General features: G+C 69.5%; 13 protein-coding genes. 8 read left to right on the top strand and 5 right to left on the bottom strand.

Going from position 1 to position 15,176, the window contains the following annotated elements:
* The first annotated feature begins 12 nt into the window (after window positions 1–12).
* Both AB0K11_RS02000 and AB0K11_RS02005 read left to right on the top strand, forming a co-directional pair.
* Window positions 13–795: an enoyl-CoA hydratase gene (locus AB0K11_RS02000; RefSeq protein WP_364971739.1), complete on the top strand. Its 783-nt coding sequence runs from the start codon at window positions 13–15 to the stop codon at window positions 793–795.
* Window positions 796–824: 29 nt separating this feature from the next.
* Window positions 825–1,604, top strand: coding sequence for an SDR family oxidoreductase (locus AB0K11_RS02005; RefSeq protein WP_364971741.1), 780 nt, complete (start codon window positions 825–827; stop codon window positions 1,602–1,604).
* Here the strand turns inward: AB0K11_RS02005 and AB0K11_RS02010 are convergent.
* Window positions 1,601–2,218 (bottom strand): TetR/AcrR family transcriptional regulator, encoded by a 618-nt coding sequence (locus AB0K11_RS02010; RefSeq protein ID WP_364971742.1) that lies wholly within the window; start codon window positions 2,216–2,218, stop codon window positions 1,601–1,603. The genes AB0K11_RS02005 and AB0K11_RS02010 overlap by 4 nt on opposite strands.
* A 44-nt stretch (window positions 2,219–2,262) precedes the next feature.
* Here AB0K11_RS02010 and AB0K11_RS02015 point away from each other — a divergent pair, with 44 nt between their 5' ends.
* The gene (locus AB0K11_RS02015; protein WP_364971744.1) at window positions 2,263–3,399 is read left to right on the top strand and encodes a phosphotransferase family protein; all 1,137 of its coding nucleotides are present in this window, start codon (window positions 2,263–2,265) and stop codon (window positions 3,397–3,399) included.
* The gene (locus AB0K11_RS02020) at window positions 3,399–4,511 is read left to right on the top strand and encodes a hypothetical protein (protein ID WP_364971745.1); all 1,113 of its coding nucleotides are present in this window, start codon (window positions 3,399–3,401) and stop codon (window positions 4,509–4,511) included. Before AB0K11_RS02015 ends, AB0K11_RS02020 begins: the two co-directional genes overlap by 1 nt.
* Before the next feature lie 445 nt (window positions 4,512–4,956).
* Here the strand turns inward: AB0K11_RS02020 and AB0K11_RS02025 are convergent, their stop codons facing one another.
* Window positions 4,957–6,447: an NAD(P)/FAD-dependent oxidoreductase gene (locus tag AB0K11_RS02025; protein ID WP_364971746.1), complete on the bottom strand. Its 1,491-nt coding sequence runs from the start codon at window positions 6,445–6,447 to the stop codon at window positions 4,957–4,959.
* A gap of 43 nt (window positions 6,448–6,490) precedes the next feature.
* Window positions 6,491–7,474 (bottom strand): TIGR03617 family F420-dependent LLM class oxidoreductase, encoded by a 984-nt coding sequence (locus AB0K11_RS02030; protein ID WP_364973633.1) that lies wholly within the window; start codon window positions 7,472–7,474, stop codon window positions 6,491–6,493.
* Between the two features lie 28 nt (window positions 7,475–7,502).
* Between AB0K11_RS02030 and AB0K11_RS02035 the strand changes: the two genes are divergently transcribed.
* Window positions 7,503–8,867: a flavin monoamine oxidase family protein gene (locus tag AB0K11_RS02035; protein WP_364971747.1), complete on the top strand. Its 1,365-nt coding sequence runs from the start codon at window positions 7,503–7,505 to the stop codon at window positions 8,865–8,867.
* Here the strand turns inward: AB0K11_RS02035 and AB0K11_RS02040 are convergent.
* On the bottom strand, window positions 8,864–9,826 hold the full coding sequence (locus AB0K11_RS02040; RefSeq protein WP_364971749.1) for an alpha/beta hydrolase: 963 nt from the start codon (window positions 9,824–9,826) through the stop codon (window positions 8,864–8,866). The two genes, AB0K11_RS02035 and AB0K11_RS02040, sit on opposite strands and share 4 nt — an antisense overlap.
* A gap of 44 nt (window positions 9,827–9,870) precedes the next feature.
* Entirely contained in the window at window positions 9,871–10,956 is a 1,086-nt protein-coding gene (locus AB0K11_RS02045; RefSeq protein WP_364971750.1) for an NAD(P)-dependent alcohol dehydrogenase, read from the bottom strand.
* A gap of 43 nt (window positions 10,957–10,999) precedes the next feature.
* Here AB0K11_RS02045 and AB0K11_RS02050 point away from each other — a divergent pair, with 43 nt between their 5' ends.
* From AB0K11_RS02050 to AB0K11_RS02060, 3 genes are all read left to right on the top strand, one after another.
* Window positions 11,000–11,971, top strand: a complete 972-nt coding sequence (locus tag AB0K11_RS02050) for an NADPH:quinone oxidoreductase family protein (RefSeq protein WP_364973636.1) — start codon at window positions 11,000–11,002, stop codon at window positions 11,969–11,971.
* Window positions 11,972–12,065: 94 nt separating this feature from the next.
* The gene (aceA, locus tag AB0K11_RS02055) at window positions 12,066–14,351 is read left to right on the top strand and encodes an isocitrate lyase ICL2 (protein ID WP_364971751.1); all 2,286 of its coding nucleotides are present in this window, start codon (window positions 12,066–12,068) and stop codon (window positions 14,349–14,351) included.
* A 7-nt stretch (window positions 14,352–14,358) separates the two neighbouring features.
* The gene (locus AB0K11_RS02060; protein ID WP_364971753.1) at window positions 14,359–15,120 is read left to right on the top strand and encodes a DUF1684 domain-containing protein; all 762 of its coding nucleotides are present in this window, start codon (window positions 14,359–14,361) and stop codon (window positions 15,118–15,120) included.
* Window positions 15,121–15,176 lie beyond the last annotated feature (56 nt).

The raw sequence follows: 15,176 nt of genomic DNA on the forward strand, positions 1-15,176 counted from the left end.
GAAGATGACGCCATGACCGACGTCGACGCGCTCGTCCTGGTCCTCGACCAGGGCCCGGTCCGGCTGATCACCATTAACCGGCCGCAGTCCCGCAATGCGCTCAGCCGCAATCTGATTCGCCGGCTGTACACGGCGCTGACCGATGCAGACGCCGATCCGTCGGTGCACGCGGTCGTGCTGACCGGCGCCGATCCGGCGTTCTGCGCCGGGGTCGACCTCAAGGAGGCACACCAGATCGGCACGGCCTACTTCGAGGAGTTCCGTGAGCACAGCTGCATCGATGCCACCGGCCGGATGCGGACACCGATCATCGGGGCGGTCAACGGCGCGGTCTTCACCGGCGGCCTGGAGATGGCGCTGGGCTGCGACTTCCTGATCGCCTCGGAGCGGGCGGTGTTCGCCGACACCCACGCCCGCGTCGGCATCCTGCCCGGCGGTGGGATGACCGCGCGACTTCCGCACGTCGTCGGCGCCGCCATGGCGCGTCGGCTGTCGATGACCGGTGAGGTGGTCGACGCTGCCCGCGCCGAACGGATCGGCCTCGTCACCGAGGTCGTCGCGCACGACCGCCTCGTCGAACGAGCCCTCGAACTGGCGCACCAGATCGCGGAGGTACCGGCGCAGACGATGGCCGGACTCAAGGAGATCTACGCGCGCGGCCAGGAGCCGGTCCTCTCCCCTGCGCTGGCGGCCGAGCAGGAGATCGCAGCGGCGCAGACCCGGGACTTCGCGGACCTCGGTGAGCGGTTCAGCCAGGTGAGCGCGCGCAACAAGGGGCAGATCGCCGGGGAATAGCCCGCCGCCGGCCGCGGTTGTGGCGACGCATGACCACACTTTCGGGCAAGACCGCGCTGGTGACCGGCGCGTCGCGAGGGATCGGGCGCGCGATCGCGCGCCGGCTGGCCGCCGACGGGGCCGTCGTCGCCGTGCATTACGGCAGCAACGACGCCGCGGCCGCGGAGACCGTAGACGCGATCCGCGCCGCAGGCGGCGAGGCTTTCGCCGTCAAAGCAGAACTCGGCGTCGACAACGACGTCGACACCTTGTTCGCCGGCCTCGAGCAGGGGCTCGACGGCCGTCCCCTCGACATCCTCGTCAACAACGCCGCCATCGCCACCGCGGACGCGACCATCGACAAGGCGACGCCCGAGCAGTTCGAGCGGGAGTTCGCGATCAACGTCCGCGCGCCGTTCTTCATCACCCAGCGAGCCCTGCCGCTGCTGCGCGACGGCGGCCGGATCATCAACGTCTCCTCCGGCGTCACATGGTTCGCGACGCCGCAGATCGTGTACTCCATGACCAAGGGCGCGCTGAATGTCCTCGGCCGGTCACTGGCCAACACACTCGGCGAGCGCGGCATCACGGTGAACAACGTGGCACCCGGGGTCACCGACACCGACATGAACTCGTGGCTGCACGACAGTGACGACGCGCAGACGGGATTCACCAACATCACGGCGCTCGACCGGATCGGCAAGGCCGACGAGATCGCCGACGCCGTCGCGTTCTTCGCGTCCCCCGACAGTCGTTGGGTGACCGGGCAGACGCTCGACGTCAACGGCGGGCTGTTCCTCGGCCCCAGGGAGAAGCTGCTGCCGAGTTAGTCGTCAGCGCCATGTGCCACCACGCCGTGCGCGACGATGGCCGTGGTCTGGCCCACCCAGGTGTCGTCGAGCGGGTGACCGGGAACCAGTAGCAGCCGCAGCATGGTGGCGCCACCGATGATCTCGACGAGCCGGTCGGGATCGACGTCGTCGTGCACCTCTCCGCGGCGCACCGCGTCGGCGAGTCGGATGTGCACTGCGGAGAACACCCCGGCGAACCGTCCCATCACCCGGGCGTTCAGTTCGGCGTCGGCGGACATGTCGGCGATCAGGCCGGGCAGCGCCGCGCGCACCACCGGTGTGGTGAACACGTCGCGGGTGGCTTCGATCATCGCGCGGACATCAGCGGCGATGTCGCCGGCCGGCGCCGTCAGCGCGGTCGGCGCCGCCGGAAACGCCGCCTCGTGCACCAGTTCGGCCTTGCTGGACCACCGGCGGTAGAGCGCGGTCTTCGTGGTGCCTGCGCGCTGCGCCACCGCTGCCATGGTCAGGTTCGAATAGCCGATTTCCACAAGCAGATCCGCGGTCGCGCGCAGTATGGCAGCGTCAATGCGCGGATCCCGGGGCCGCCCGGCGCCCGGGGTCTTGTCAAGCGAAACAGGGTCTGCTTTCATAACGCTACCCACCGTATCGTAATTGCGGCCAAAGGAAGGGTCTCATGCCCACAGAACCGGCTGTCGAAGACGTCGGCCGTCTGCAGCGCTCCGGCCGCGACACCAGCACGCTGCCCGATGTCTTGTCCCGGTGGCTGGCCACCGTGCTGCCCGGCGGGGTCGCGCCACAGGTCACCGTCGAGAGCGGCATCGATGCGAACGGAATGTCCTCGGAGACAATCGTCCTCACGGTCCGACGGGACGACGACGGGTCTGCCGTCGAGGAGCGGTTCGTCGCGCGGGTCGCGCCGTCGGCGGAGGACGTGCCGGTCTTCGACTCGTACCGCCTGGACCACCAGTTCGAGGTGATCCGGTTGGTCGGCGAGTCGACTGACATCCCGGTGCCGCAGGTGCGCTGGCTGGAACCGACGGGGTCGGTGCTCGGCACCCCGTTCTTCCTGATGGATCATGTCGAGGGCATCGTGCCGCCCGACGTGATGCCCTACACGTTCGGCGGGAACTGGTTCTTCGACGCGCCGGCCGAGAAGCAACGCGAACTGCAGGATCGCACCGTCGAAGTGCTTGCGAAGCTGCACGCCGTGCCACAGCCGGAACAGACCTTCGGCTTCCTGGCCGAGAAGGCGCCGGATCGGAATGCGTTACGCCGCAACCTGGACTGGCTTACGTCGTGGTACGCGTTCGCCGTTCCCGACATCGGCCGCTCCGAGCTGATCGAGCGGGCGCTGGCGTGGCTGGAGGAACACTGGCCCACCGAGGTCGCCGACGCCGACCCGGTGCTGGTGTGGGGCGACGCGCGGATCGGCAACGTCCTCTACGAAGACTTCCGGCCCGTCGCCGTGCTGGACTGGGAGATGGCCACGCTCGGTCCGCGGGAGATGGATCTCGCGTGGATGATATTCGCGCACATGGTTTTTCAGGAGCTCACCGGCCTCGCCGGGCTACCGGGCATGCCGGACTTCATGCGCGAGGCCGACGTCAAGGCCACCTACACGGAGCTGACCGGCGTGCCCGTCGGCGACCTGCAGTGGTTCTACGTGTACTCGGCCGTCATCTGGGCGTGCGTCTTCATGCGGACCAGTGCGCGGCGGGTGCGCTTCGGCGAGATCGAGGCGCCCCAGGATGTGGAATCGCTGTTCTACCACGGCGCCCTGCTGCGCCGGCTGATCGGAGACGACGCCTGATGCTCGGACCCATGGACGAATTCCCGGTTCACCAGATCCCGCAGCCGATCGCCTGGCCGGGCTCTTCGGACCGCAACTTCTACGACCGGTCCTATTTCAACGCCCATGACCGCACCGGCGACATCTTCGTGATCACCGGGATCGGGTACTACCCGAATCTCGGCGTGAAGGACGCCTTCATGCTGATACGGCGCGGCGACACGCAGACCGCGGTGCACGTGTCCGACGGCGTCGACCAGGACCGGCTCAACCAGCACGTCGGCGGCTACCGGGTGGAGGTCGACGAACCGCTGCAACGGCTGCGGATCGTGCTCGACGAGACCGAGGGCATCGCGGCCGACCTGACCTGGAACGGCCTGTTCCCCGTCGTACAGGAGCAGCGGCACCTGCTGCGCACCGGCCACCGGGTGACCCTCGATGCGCAGCGGTTCGCGCAGGTCGGCACCTGGAGCGGGCACCTCGTCGTCGACGGCGAGGAGATCCCCGTCGATCCCGCCCGCTGGATCGGGACACGGGACCGGTCGTGGGGCATCCGACCCATCGGCGAGGCCGAGCCCGCGGGCCGGCCGGCTGATCCGCCGTTCGAGGGCATGTGGTGGTTGTACGTGCCGATGGCATTCGACGACTTCGCGATCGTGCTGATCATCCAGGAGGAACCGACCGGCTTCCGGTCACTGAACGACTGCACCCGCATCTGGCGCGACGGCAGGGTCGAGCAGCTGGGCTGGCCGCGGGTGAAGATCCACTACACGTCCGGCACCCGGATCCCCTACGGCGCGACGATCGAGGCCACCACTCCTGACGGCTCGCCGGTGGTACTGGAGGTCGAGTCGAAGCTGGCGGTGCCGATTCACATCGGCGGCGGCTACGGCGGCGACTCGGACTGGATCCACGGAATGTGGAAGGGCGACAAGTTCACCGAGCGGCTGACCTACGACATGACCGACCCGGCGGTGTCGGGGCGGGCGATGTTCGGCGTCATCGACCACGTCGGGCGGGCTTCGTGCAGTGCCGGCGGTCAGACCGTCGAAGGATGGGGCCTGTTCGAGCACGGGGCACTCGGCCGGCACGACCCGTCGGGCTTCGCGGACTGGCTGACCTTGGCGCCCTAGCGGAAGCGGCGGTGCAGCGACTGCTTCGATACGCCGAGGATCCGGGCGATGTCCCCCCACGAGTAGCCGGCGGTGCGCGCCGCACGGATCGCGGCGTCGTGGTTCTCGCGGGCGCGGTCGAGGTCGTCGCGGGCAATGGAGTCCGCGTCGGCATTCGCCCGACATGATCTCGGCGATGACCGGGTCGGGTTCCTCGATGGCAGGCCGGTCGTCGCGTGCTCCGCATCCGAGTTCCTCGAGGGTGCGGCGGCGCATCTCCTCGAGGTCAGGGTGGTCGGCCCACCATGGTTGCCGCGGTTGGGGCGGTTCAGCCGTGCCGCTTCCGTCGGGCGCCATGGGCGCAGTATGCGGATGGTTACCGACAGGCGGGCCGCTGATTTCGACAACCCCAACGACTCGCGCGCGTCAACAAGAGTTGACGCACTCCACCCGCCGGGCGCTGCGCTCAGGCGGTCTGGCTGACCGGCGCGGACACCTTGCCGAACACCATCGACTCCTCGATGCGGTCGAAGCGGTGGTCGATGACGTCGAGGAAGTAGTTGTGCCGGACGTGCCACGGCCGCCTGGTGCCCGACCGCGGCAACGCGTGCGGGGCCCGCTTGATGTAGCCGGACTGCAGGTCGAACGTCGGCTTCTCTTTCATCTGCTGCCCGCCCAGATGCGGATAGGCGTGGGTGTACCCGTGAGAGTCCATGTAGGCGAGCAGCTTTGCCACCGCCTTGGCGGTCATGTCGGCGCGCAGCGTCCACGACGCGTTGGTGTAGCCGATGCACCAGGCCATGTTCGGCACGTCCTCGAGCAGGTACTCCTTATAGACGAACCGGTCGGTCGGTTTGATCTCGTTGCCGTCGATGCTGACCGTGATGCCACCGAGCGCCTGCAGCTGCAGTCCCGTTGCCGTGACGATGATGTCGGCGTCGAGGTGGCCGCCGGACTTCAGCGCGATGCCAGTGGCGTCGATGCGGTCGATGTGGTCGGTGACCACCTCGGCACGCCCGTCGCTGATGTGCTCGAACAGATCATGGTCGAGCACCAGGCACATCCGTTGATCCCACGGGTTGTACCGGGGATTGAAGTGCACGTCGACCTCGTAATCCGGCGGCAGCGCCGCGACCGTGCGGTTGCGGATCAACTTCCGCCCGAACTTCGGCGCCTTGCGGAACAGGAAATAGGTGAGCACGTGGAACACCGCGTTGCGCACCCGGACCACTGGATGAGCCAGCTTCGGGGGCAACAACTTCCGGATGAAATCCACCATCGGATCGATGCGCGCCATCGACATCATGTACGTCGGTGACCGCTGCAACATGGTCACGTGCGCGGCGTCCTTGGCCAGTGCCGGAATCAAACTGATCGCGGTGGCGCCACTGCCGATCACCACCACCCGCTTACCCGAGTAGTCGAGTGTCTCCGGCCAGAACTGCGGGTGCACCACCTCGCCGCCGAACTGCTCGACGCCCGGGAAATCCGGAGCGTAGGGCTCGTCGTAGTTGTAGTAGCCGGTCCCGCAGAACAGGAAGCGGCCCCGGTACTGCCTCTCCTCGCTCCCGTCGGGCCCCTCGTGCACGGCGGTGACCGTCCAGGTGTCGGTGCCGGAGTCCCAGTCGGCCGAGCGGACGTGGGTGTTGAACCGGATGTGCCGGTCGATGCCGTTGTTGCGCGCCGCATCGGCCAGGTAGTCGCGGATGTCGGCGCCCTCGGCGACGTTCTCGGGCCGCCGCCACGGCTCGTAGGGGAAGCTCAGGGTGAAGATGTCGCTGTCGGATCGGATGCCGGGATAACGGAAGAGATCCCAGGTGCCGCCGATGCGCGCCCGTCGCTCCAGCACCGTGTACGTCAGCTGGGGATTCTTCTCGTGGATCCGGTAGGCCGCGCCGATCCCGGAGATACCTGCCCCGATGATGATGACGTCGGAGTATTCGGCCGCGTGTGCCATCCCGATGAACCTCCCTTGGTCCGCTCGGGTACCACGATAGGACTCAGCTCTTGAGCTCGTCGACGATCCGGGCCAACGCGTCGATCTCGATCGGACCCGGCTGGTAGAGACAGATCCGGTCGGACACCCCCGCCACCCGGCCGCGGATGTGCGCGGCCACCTCGGTCGGCGTGCCGCACGCCGCGATCGTGTGCAGCACCTCGTCGTCGATCAGCGAACCCATCTCCTGCCAGCGGCCCTGCTTGGACAGCGCATGCAGGTCCGGCTGCAGATCGCCCCAGCCGTGCACCTCGAGCACCGGGCGGTACGCCGGGGTCGACCCGTAGAACGCCAGCAGTCTGCGGGCGGCGGCGTGGTCAGGGTTGTCGTCGCCGAGGACCGACACGATGATCTCGGGCACCACGGCGAACTCGTCGAGTTTGCGGCCCGCTGCCGACAGTCCCTCACGCACGGCCGGCAGCGTCGCCTCCTCGAGGTACCGCCGTGACCCGAACGGCATCACCAGCAGACCGTCGGCGACCTCGGCGGTGGCCCTGGTCAGCCGTGGTCCCAGCGCGCCGACGTAGATGGGCGGCGGTCCAAAGGGATTGGCACGCGGGGTGAATGTCGGCGTCATCAAGGTGTGCCGGTAGAACTCCCCGCGGAAGTCCAGCCGCTCCCCCGTCGACCAGGTCTGGAAAATCGCCCGCAGCGCCGCGACCAGTTCGGTCATCCGGGCAACCGGACGGTCGAAGTCGGCGCCGAAGCGCTTCTCGATCTGAGTACGGATCTGGGTGCCCAGGCCGAGAGTGAACCGGCCCTCGCTGAGCAACTGGTGATCGATGGCCTGGTGGGCGAGGTGGATCGGGTTGCGCGGAAACGCGATCGCCACGTTCGTCATCAGCTGCAGGCCGCCGACCGTCGAGGCGAGCGTCAGCGGCGCGAACACGTCGTGCGGACCCTCGAAAGTGAACACGCCCGCCGCTCCGGCCTCGCGCAGTGCCTGCGCCCGGTCGATCGCGTCCGTCGGGCCGAACAACGCCGTCATGACCTCCACGGCGTGAGAGCCTAGTCCGATGACCATGCCAGCCGAGGCGGATGTCGTCGTGGTGGGCGCGGGTTTCGCCGGATTGGCGGCCGCCCGCGAGTTGACACGGCTCGGGCGCGACGTGGTGGTGCTCGAGGGTCGCGACCGCGTCGGCGGCCGCTCGTCGACCACCACGATCGCCGGCATCCCGGTCGACCTGGGCGCGACGTTCGTCGGGCCCACCCAGGACGCGGTCACCACATTGGCCGCGGAGCTCGGTTGTCCGACGGTGCGCACCCACAGTCGCGGCAAGAACCTCATCCGCTGGCGCGGCAAGGTCCGGTCCTACCGCAGCACGGTCCCGCGGCTGTCGATCATCGAACTGGTCGACGTGTCGCGGATCCAGTGGCGATTCGAGCGGTTGTGCCGACAGGTGAAGGTGGCCGAGCCGTGGGCGTCGCCGGCGGCGCACCGCCTCGACGAACAGACCCTCGAGAGCTGGCTGCGCTCAGTGCACGCCAGCGCGTCGACCCGCGACCTGATGGCCATCATGGCGCGGGTGACGTGGGGCTGCGAGCCCGACGAGGTGTCGATGCTGCACGCCGTGCGCTACGTCAAGGCCGCGGGCGGGATCGGGCGGATGCTCGACGTGGAGGGCGGCGCACAACAGGAGCGGTTCCCGGCGGGGACGCAGGAGATCGCGCTGCGGATGGCCGAACAGCTGGGCGTCCGCGTCCTCCTGAGCACGCCGGTGCTGCGCATCGACCGCCACGACGACGGCACGGTCAGCGTGCACGCCGGGTCCGGCGCCTCGACGACGGCGAAGGCGGTCGTCGTCGCTGTCGCGCCCGCGCACCGGGACGCCATCACCTTCGAGCCGGCCCTGCCCGAGGGGTGTCGCGAGCTGGCCGCGCACTGGCCGCAGGGCCGGTTGAGCAAGGCCTACGCCGCCTACGAGACGCCGTTCTGGCGGGCCGGCGGCTGTTCGGGCGAGGCGCTGTCCGACGAGGGCCCGGTGTTCATCACCTTCGACGTCAGTCCGGGCGACGGGCCGGACGCGGACGGCCCCGGCATCCTGCTGGGCTTCACCGATGCCCGCACCTTCGACGCCCTACCCCCGCAGGATCGCCGCCAGGAGGCGCTGGACGGTTTCGCGGCACTCTTCGGCGAACCGGCGCTGTCGCCGATCGACTACGTCGACCACTGTTGGGGCGCCGATGAATTCGCGCCCGGCGGGCCCACCGCTGCCGTGCCGCCGGGGTCGTGGACCGCCTACGGTCCCACGCTGCGCCTGCCGGTCGGGCCGATCCACTGGGCAGGCACCGAGACCGCCGACGAGTGGACCGGCTTCCTCGACGGCGCGGTGCGGTCGGGACTGCGCGCGGCGGCCGAGGTGCACGCCGCCCTGGGCTAGGAGGTGGCGCGGCGGTCGGCCGCCGAGGACTCCAACAGCTCGCGCAGGTGGCGGTTGACCTCGTCAGGGCGCTCGAGGATCGCGCAGTGCCCGCCGCTCAGCTCGACGAACGCCGCCAAGTTGGGGGCGTGCTCGGCGATCCGCCGCGACGACGTGATCGGCAGCAGCCGGTCCTTCGCGCTGCCGATGACCAGGGTGGGCACCGTCAGGTTCTGCAGGCCGATGTGGTCTCTGCCCATCGCGTCGACGAGGATGCGGGCCCAGCCGCCCCGACCCGCGGGCGGGGTGTTCACGAACAGTTCGTAGACGAAGTCGGCGACCGACGGGTCGGCGTCCCGTCCGACCGCGAGCGTCGAGACGAAACGCCGGCTCGACCGTTCCGCGGCGCGCAGCGCCGGGACCGCACCGAAGGTCTTGAGCAGCGTGCCGCCCGCACGGACCCGGGCCGCCGACAACCGCTCCGGAACCGGCAGGAACTTCACGTCGCGCAGCAGGTCGCCGGTCGTGGTGTTGATCAGCGCGGCGCCGCGGACGCGTTGCGTCACCCGCTGCGGATACCGCTCTGCCCACGACGTGATCGCGATGCCACCCATCGAGTGGCCTGCGACGACGGCGCGCTCGTCGGCGGACACGGTGGCGGCAAGCACAGCGTCGAGGTCGGCGGCCAGATAGTCGAGGCTGTAGTTGCCTCGCCGCGCGGGCACACCGCTGCGGCCGTGCCCGCGGTGGTCGAAGGCGATCACGCGATAGTCGCGAGCCAGGTCGGCGATCTGGTACGCCCACACTGCGATGGCGCAGGTGATGCCGTGAGCCAGCACGATCGGCGGCGCGTCGTTCGGGCCGAACACCTCGGTGTGGATGCGGACACCGTCGATCGACCGGACCGGCACGATGCGGCCGGTCGGGAGCGATCTCGCGGCGGCGAATCCCCCACTGCCCCTGCGGTCACGCCGTGCCATGGTTCGCTCCGATCGCCGCCGGCAACGCTGCCGGAACTGCCAGATTAACTCCCGGTGACCAGAACCGGTTTGACGACCCGGCCGGATTTCGCCGCCGCCCAGCCGTCGGCGAAGTCGTCGAACCGGTACCGCGTCACCACCTTCTCCAGCGGCAGCTCACCGCTTCGGACGAGCCCGGCCAGCCGCGGGATGAACGCGTGCGGCTCGCTGTCGCCCTCGACGACGCCGCGCACGGTCAGGCCGCTGCCCATGATCAGTCCCACCGGCAGCGCCGCGGTCGGCGCGCCGAGGCCCACGATGGCCAGCGTTCCGCGTGCCCGCAGCGCCGTCAGCGCGCCAGCCAGGACGTCGGGAATCGCGGTGGTGTCGACCGCGGCGTGCGCACCGCCGCCGGTCAGCTCGACGATCTGGGCGGTGGCGTCCGCGGACGTGGGGTCGACAGCGGCCGTCGCGCCCAATTCCGCGGCGAGGTCGCGGCGCCCGGCCACCGGGTCCACCGCGACGATCACGCCGCACCCGGCGATCCTGGCGCCCATCACCGCCGACAACCCGACCGCACCGACGCCGTAGACCACGATGGCGTCCCCGCGCTGCGGCGCGATGGTGTTCAGCACGGTGCCCACGCCGGTCTGCACGCTGCAGCCCAGCGGGGCGGCCAGCGCGGGGTCCAGGTCGTCGTCGACCGGCACGGTGTTGCGGCCGGAGGCCAGGGCGTAGGTGGCCAGACTCGACTGGCCGAAGAAACCGCCGGTGATCGCCTCGTCGCCCAGGTGCAGCGCATTGCGCCAGCCGCGCATGTTGAGGTCGGTGGAGCGCCTGCAGTACGCCGGACGGCCCTCGACGCAGTTCGCGCACTCGCCGCAGCTGGCGAAGGTCAGCACCACCCGGCGGCCGACGGCCACACCGGCGGCGGGCCCGGCCGCCTCGACGGTGCCCGCCCCCTCGTGGCCGAAGACCATCGGCAGCCGCCGCTGCGGCCAGCGGGCCGCGACACTGATGTCGGTGTGGCAGATGCCGACGGCGTCGATGCGCACCAGCACCTCGTCACCGGCGGGCGGGCGGATCCGGATTTCGGTCAGCTCCGGGTCGGCCCCGGCGTCGAGCAGCACCGCGGCACGGGCATCGATCACCCGGGAAGGTTAAATGTTCTTCGTCGACGACAGGAAGGCGGCCATGCGCGCGATCCAGATAGCCCGGCTCGACGGTCCGCAGGCGGCGGAGGTCGTCGACATCGACGAACCCGGCGCCGACGGCGCCGTCCTGATCGACGTGCATGCCGCCGGGGTGGCGTTTCCCGACGCGCTCCTCAGCCGCGGCCTCTACCAGTACAAGCCCGACCTGCCCTTCGTTCCCGGGGCGGAGATCGCCGGGGTGGTGCGCAGCGCACCGGCCGATTCCGGTGTCGCCGCGGGCGACCGGGTGGCGGGCCTGACCATGCTGTCCGGCGGGATGGCCCAGGTGGTGGCGCTGCCCCCGGAGCGAGTGTTCACCCTGCCCGACAACGTGTCCTTCGAGGCCGGCGCCGGCCTGCTGTTCAACGACCTGACCGTGCACTTCGCCCTGCGCACCCGGGGTCGCCTCGCCGAGGGCGAGACCGTGCTGGTGCACGGCGCCGCAGGCGGCATCGGCACCTCGACGCTGCGGCTGGCGCCGGCGTTGGGCGCGTCCCGCACGATCGCGGTGGTGAGCACCGAGGACAAGGCCGACATCGCCCGCGCGGCCGGGGCGTCGGACGTCGTCCTCGCCGACGGCTTCAAGGACGCGGTCAAAGAGCTCACCGGAGGCCGCGGCGTGGACGTGGTGGTCGATCCGGTCGGCGGCGACCGGTTCACCGACTCCCTGCGCTCGCTGGGGGTGGGCGGCCGGCTGCTGGTGGTCGGCTTCACCGGCGGCGACATCCCCACGGTGAAGGTGAACCGCCTGCTGCTCAACAACGTCGACGTGGTCGGCGCGGGCTGGGGCGCATGGACGTTCTCCCACCCGGACTACATCCGGCAGCAGTGGGCCGAACTGGAGCCGCTGCTGGCGTCGGGCAAGGTCTCCGCGCCTGCACCGGAGGTCTACCCGCTCGAGCGGGCCGCCGACGCCATCGCCGCGCTGGAGAACCGGACCGCGAGGGGCAAGGTCGTCGTCGCGCTGCGCTGAGCGGGCACCGACCTCGCGGGAAAGCCTCGCTCGCGGAACGCCCGCCATACACTCGGAGCACAGCGGCAGTCTGCTCAACGAGGAGCGTAGAACCATGACCCTGATCGACGCGGAGCCGACGGCCCGCACCAGCTTCGATGACGACGTCGAGGCCACCCAGCGGTATTTCGACAGCCCCCGGTTCGAGGGCATCATCCGGCTCTACACGGCGCGGCAGGTGGTCGAACAGCGCGGCACCATCCCGGCCGACTATCCGGTGGCGCGGGAGGCCGCCGCCGCCTTCTACCCGCGGCTGCGCGAACTGTTCTCCGAGCACAAGAGCATCACCACCTTCGGCCCCTACTCACCGGGGCAGGCCGTGACGATGAAGCGGATCGGCATCGAAGGCATCTACCTCGGTGGGTGGGCGACCTCGGCGAAGGGGTCCACCAGTGAGGATCCCGGACCCGACCTGGCGAGCTACCCGCTCAGCCAAGTGCCCGACGAGGCCGCCGGCTTGGTGCGCGCCCTGCTCACCGCCGACCGCAATCAGCAGTACCTGCGGCTGCGGATGAGCGAGGAACAGCGCGCGACGACGCCTGCGGTCGACTACCGGCCGTTCATCATCGCCGACGCCGACACCGGGCACGGTGGTGATCCGCACGTGCGCAACCTGATTCGCCGCTTCGTCGAGTCCGGTGTGCCCGGCTACCACATCGAGGATCAGCGTCCGGGCACCAAGAAGTGCGGCCACCAGGGCGGCAAGGTGCTGGTGCCCTCGGACGAACAGATCAAGCGCCTCAACGCCGCGCGCTTCCAGCTCGACATCATGGGCGTGCCCGGCATCATCGTGGCGCGCACCGACGCCGAGGCGGCCAACCTGATCGACAGCCGCGCCGACGAGCGTGACCAGCCGTTCCTGCTCGGCGTCACCAACGTGAACGTGCCCCCGTACAAGGCGTGCTTCCTCGCGATGATGCGCCACTTCTACGACAGCGGCGTCAAGGAGATCAACGGCCACCTGCTGTACGCCATCGCCGACGGAGAGTATGCGGCTGCGCACGCGTGGCTCGACCGCCAGGGCATCCTGGCCGCGATCGATCAGGCGGCCGCGGATTGGAAAGACGGCGACCCCGCCAACGAGAAGCTCTACGACGACATCGAATCGAAGCTCGTCGACGCCTGGCAGGTCGATGCCGGCGTGATGACCTACGGCGAGGCGGTCGCCGAGCTCATCCAGTTCCGGGAAGGCGAGGACGACGGGCTGGACATGTCCGTCGCCGACTGGCGCGCATTCGCCGAGCGGGCCTCGCTCTACACGGCCACCGAGAAGGCCCGCGAACTCGGCCTCGTCGCGACGTGGGACCCCGAGCTGGCCAAGACGCCTGAAGGCTACTACCAGATTCGCGGCGGCATTCCCTATGCGATCGCGAAATCGCTTGCGGCGGCGCCCTTCGCCGACATCCTGTGGATGGAGACCAAGACCGCCGACCTCGCCGACGCCAAGAAGTTCGCGGAGGCGATCCACGCCCAGTTCCCCGACAAAATGCTGGCGTACAACCTGTCGCCCTCGTTCAACTGGGACACCACCGGCATGAGCGACGACGAGATGCGGGTGTTCCCTGAGGAACTCGGCAAGATGGGGTTCGTCTTCAACTTCATGACCTACGGCGGCCATCAGATCGACGGCGTCGCCGCCGAGGAGTTCGCCACCGCGCTCCGCCAGGACGGCATGCTGTCGCTCGCCCGCCTGCAGCGCAAGTTGCGGCTGGTGGAGTCGCCGTACCGCACGCCGCAGACGCTGGTCGGCGGACCGCGCAGCGACGCCGCGCTCGCCGCCTCCTCAGGCCGCACGGCGACCACGAAGTCGATGGGTGAAGGCTCCACGCAGAGTCAGCATCTGGTGCAGACCGAGGTGCCGAAGAAGCTGCTGGAGGAATGGCTTGCGCTGTGGGGTGAGCACTACAAGCTCGACGAGACCCTGCGCGTGAAACTCCGGCCCCGTCGCGCCGGCGGCGAGGTGCTCGAGCTCGGCATCTACGGCGACGGTGAGGACAAGCTCGCCGACGTGCTCGTCGACCCCATCAAGGACCGGCACGGACGCAGCATCCTGACCATCCGCGACCAGAACACCTACGCCGAGAAGCTGCGGCAGAAGCGTCTGATGACGCTCATCCACCTGTGGTTGGTGCACCGGTTCAAGGCCGACGCGTTCTACTACGTGACGCCGACCGAGGACAACGTGTACCAGACGGAGAAGATGAAGTCGCACGGCATCTTCAGCGACGTGCACGAGGACGTCGGCGAGATCATCGTCGCCGAGGTGAACCACCCGCGCATCGACGAGCTGCTGGCGTCCGACCGCGAGGCACTGCAGCGGCTGATCCGCAAGGAGGACTAGCCCGGTCGTGACCACCACCACAACCGCGTCGTTCCGGACTGAGTGGAACGACTGGCACGCCGAACGCGAACGCTACTACCGCGATCCGCTCGGCTGGGTGAGCATCACCGGGTTGCACTGGCTCACGGAGGAATTCGAGACCGTGGCCGATCTGCCGGGTCGTTGGCGCGCCGACGCCGACGCGGTGTACGTCGAGGGCATCGACGGCATCGAGCGGCTGGAGCCCGTCGAGGGCGCGCCGGGGCTGCTGGTCGACGACGGCGACCGGCGCATCGAGGTCATCCGTCGGACGGGATCGGTGGCGCTGCGGGTACACGATCCGCGGTCGCCGCACCTGGCAGAATTCTCTGGAATACCCGCCTACGAGCCGGACGAACGCTGGCGCGTGACGGGAACCTTCACGCCGTTCCGGCATCCGGAGACGGTGACGACGGGCGCGGTGGTGGCGGGACTCGAGCACCATCACTCGGCCGTTGGCACCATCGATGTCGACATCGCGGGCACCGCAGCGCGATTGATCGCATTCGCCCGCCCGGACGGGTCGCTGCATCTGCTGTTCACCGACGCCACCAGCGGGGTGACCACCTATCCGGGCGCGCGGTCGCTGGCGGTGGCGGCACCGGACGATGCGGGGCAGGTGGTGCTCGATTTCAACCGGGCGGCAAACCTGCCGTGCTCGTTCACCGACTTCGCGACATGCCCGGTGGCACCGCCGGAGAACCGGCTCGCCGTCGCGGTCGAGGCGGGCGAGAAAGACCCGCGGGACTAGAGGTCGGCCCGGAGCGCTCGGTCGCCGGGTTGGCAGCGAAAACACTTGCTTCACAG

The organism is Mycobacterium sp. NPDC050551 (assembly GCF_040674075.1).
GTDB lineage: Bacteria > Actinomycetota > Actinomycetes > Mycobacteriales > Mycobacteriaceae > Mycobacterium.

Coding starts and splice junctions, on each gene's coding strand:
- AB0K11_RS02000 (WP_364971739.1), top strand. CDS start 13: ATGACCGACGTCGACGCGCTCGTCCTGGTCCTCGACCAGGGCCCGGTC.
- AB0K11_RS02005 (WP_364971741.1), top strand. CDS start 825: ATGACCACACTTTCGGGCAAGACCGCGCTGGTGACCGGCGCGTCGCGA.
- AB0K11_RS02010 (WP_364971742.1), bottom strand. CDS start 2,218: ATGAAAGCAGACCCTGTTTCGCTTGACAAGACCCCGGGCGCCGGGCGG.
- AB0K11_RS02015 (WP_364971744.1), top strand. CDS start 2,263: ATGCCCACAGAACCGGCTGTCGAAGACGTCGGCCGTCTGCAGCGCTCC.
- AB0K11_RS02020 (WP_364971745.1), top strand. CDS start 3,399: ATGCTCGGACCCATGGACGAATTCCCGGTTCACCAGATCCCGCAGCCG.
- AB0K11_RS02025 (WP_364971746.1), bottom strand. CDS start 6,447: ATGGCACACGCGGCCGAATACTCCGACGTCATCATCATCGGGGCAGGT.
- AB0K11_RS02030 (WP_364973633.1), bottom strand. CDS start 7,474: ATGACGGCGTTGTTCGGCCCGACGGACGCGATCGACCGGGCGCAGGCA.
- AB0K11_RS02035 (WP_364971747.1), top strand. CDS start 7,503: ATGACCATGCCAGCCGAGGCGGATGTCGTCGTGGTGGGCGCGGGTTTC.
- AB0K11_RS02040 (WP_364971749.1), bottom strand. CDS start 9,826: ATGGCACGGCGTGACCGCAGGGGCAGTGGGGGATTCGCCGCCGCGAGA.
- AB0K11_RS02050 (WP_364973636.1), top strand. CDS start 11,000: ATGCGCGCGATCCAGATAGCCCGGCTCGACGGTCCGCAGGCGGCGGAG.
- aceA (WP_364971751.1), top strand. CDS start 12,066: ATGACCCTGATCGACGCGGAGCCGACGGCCCGCACCAGCTTCGATGAC.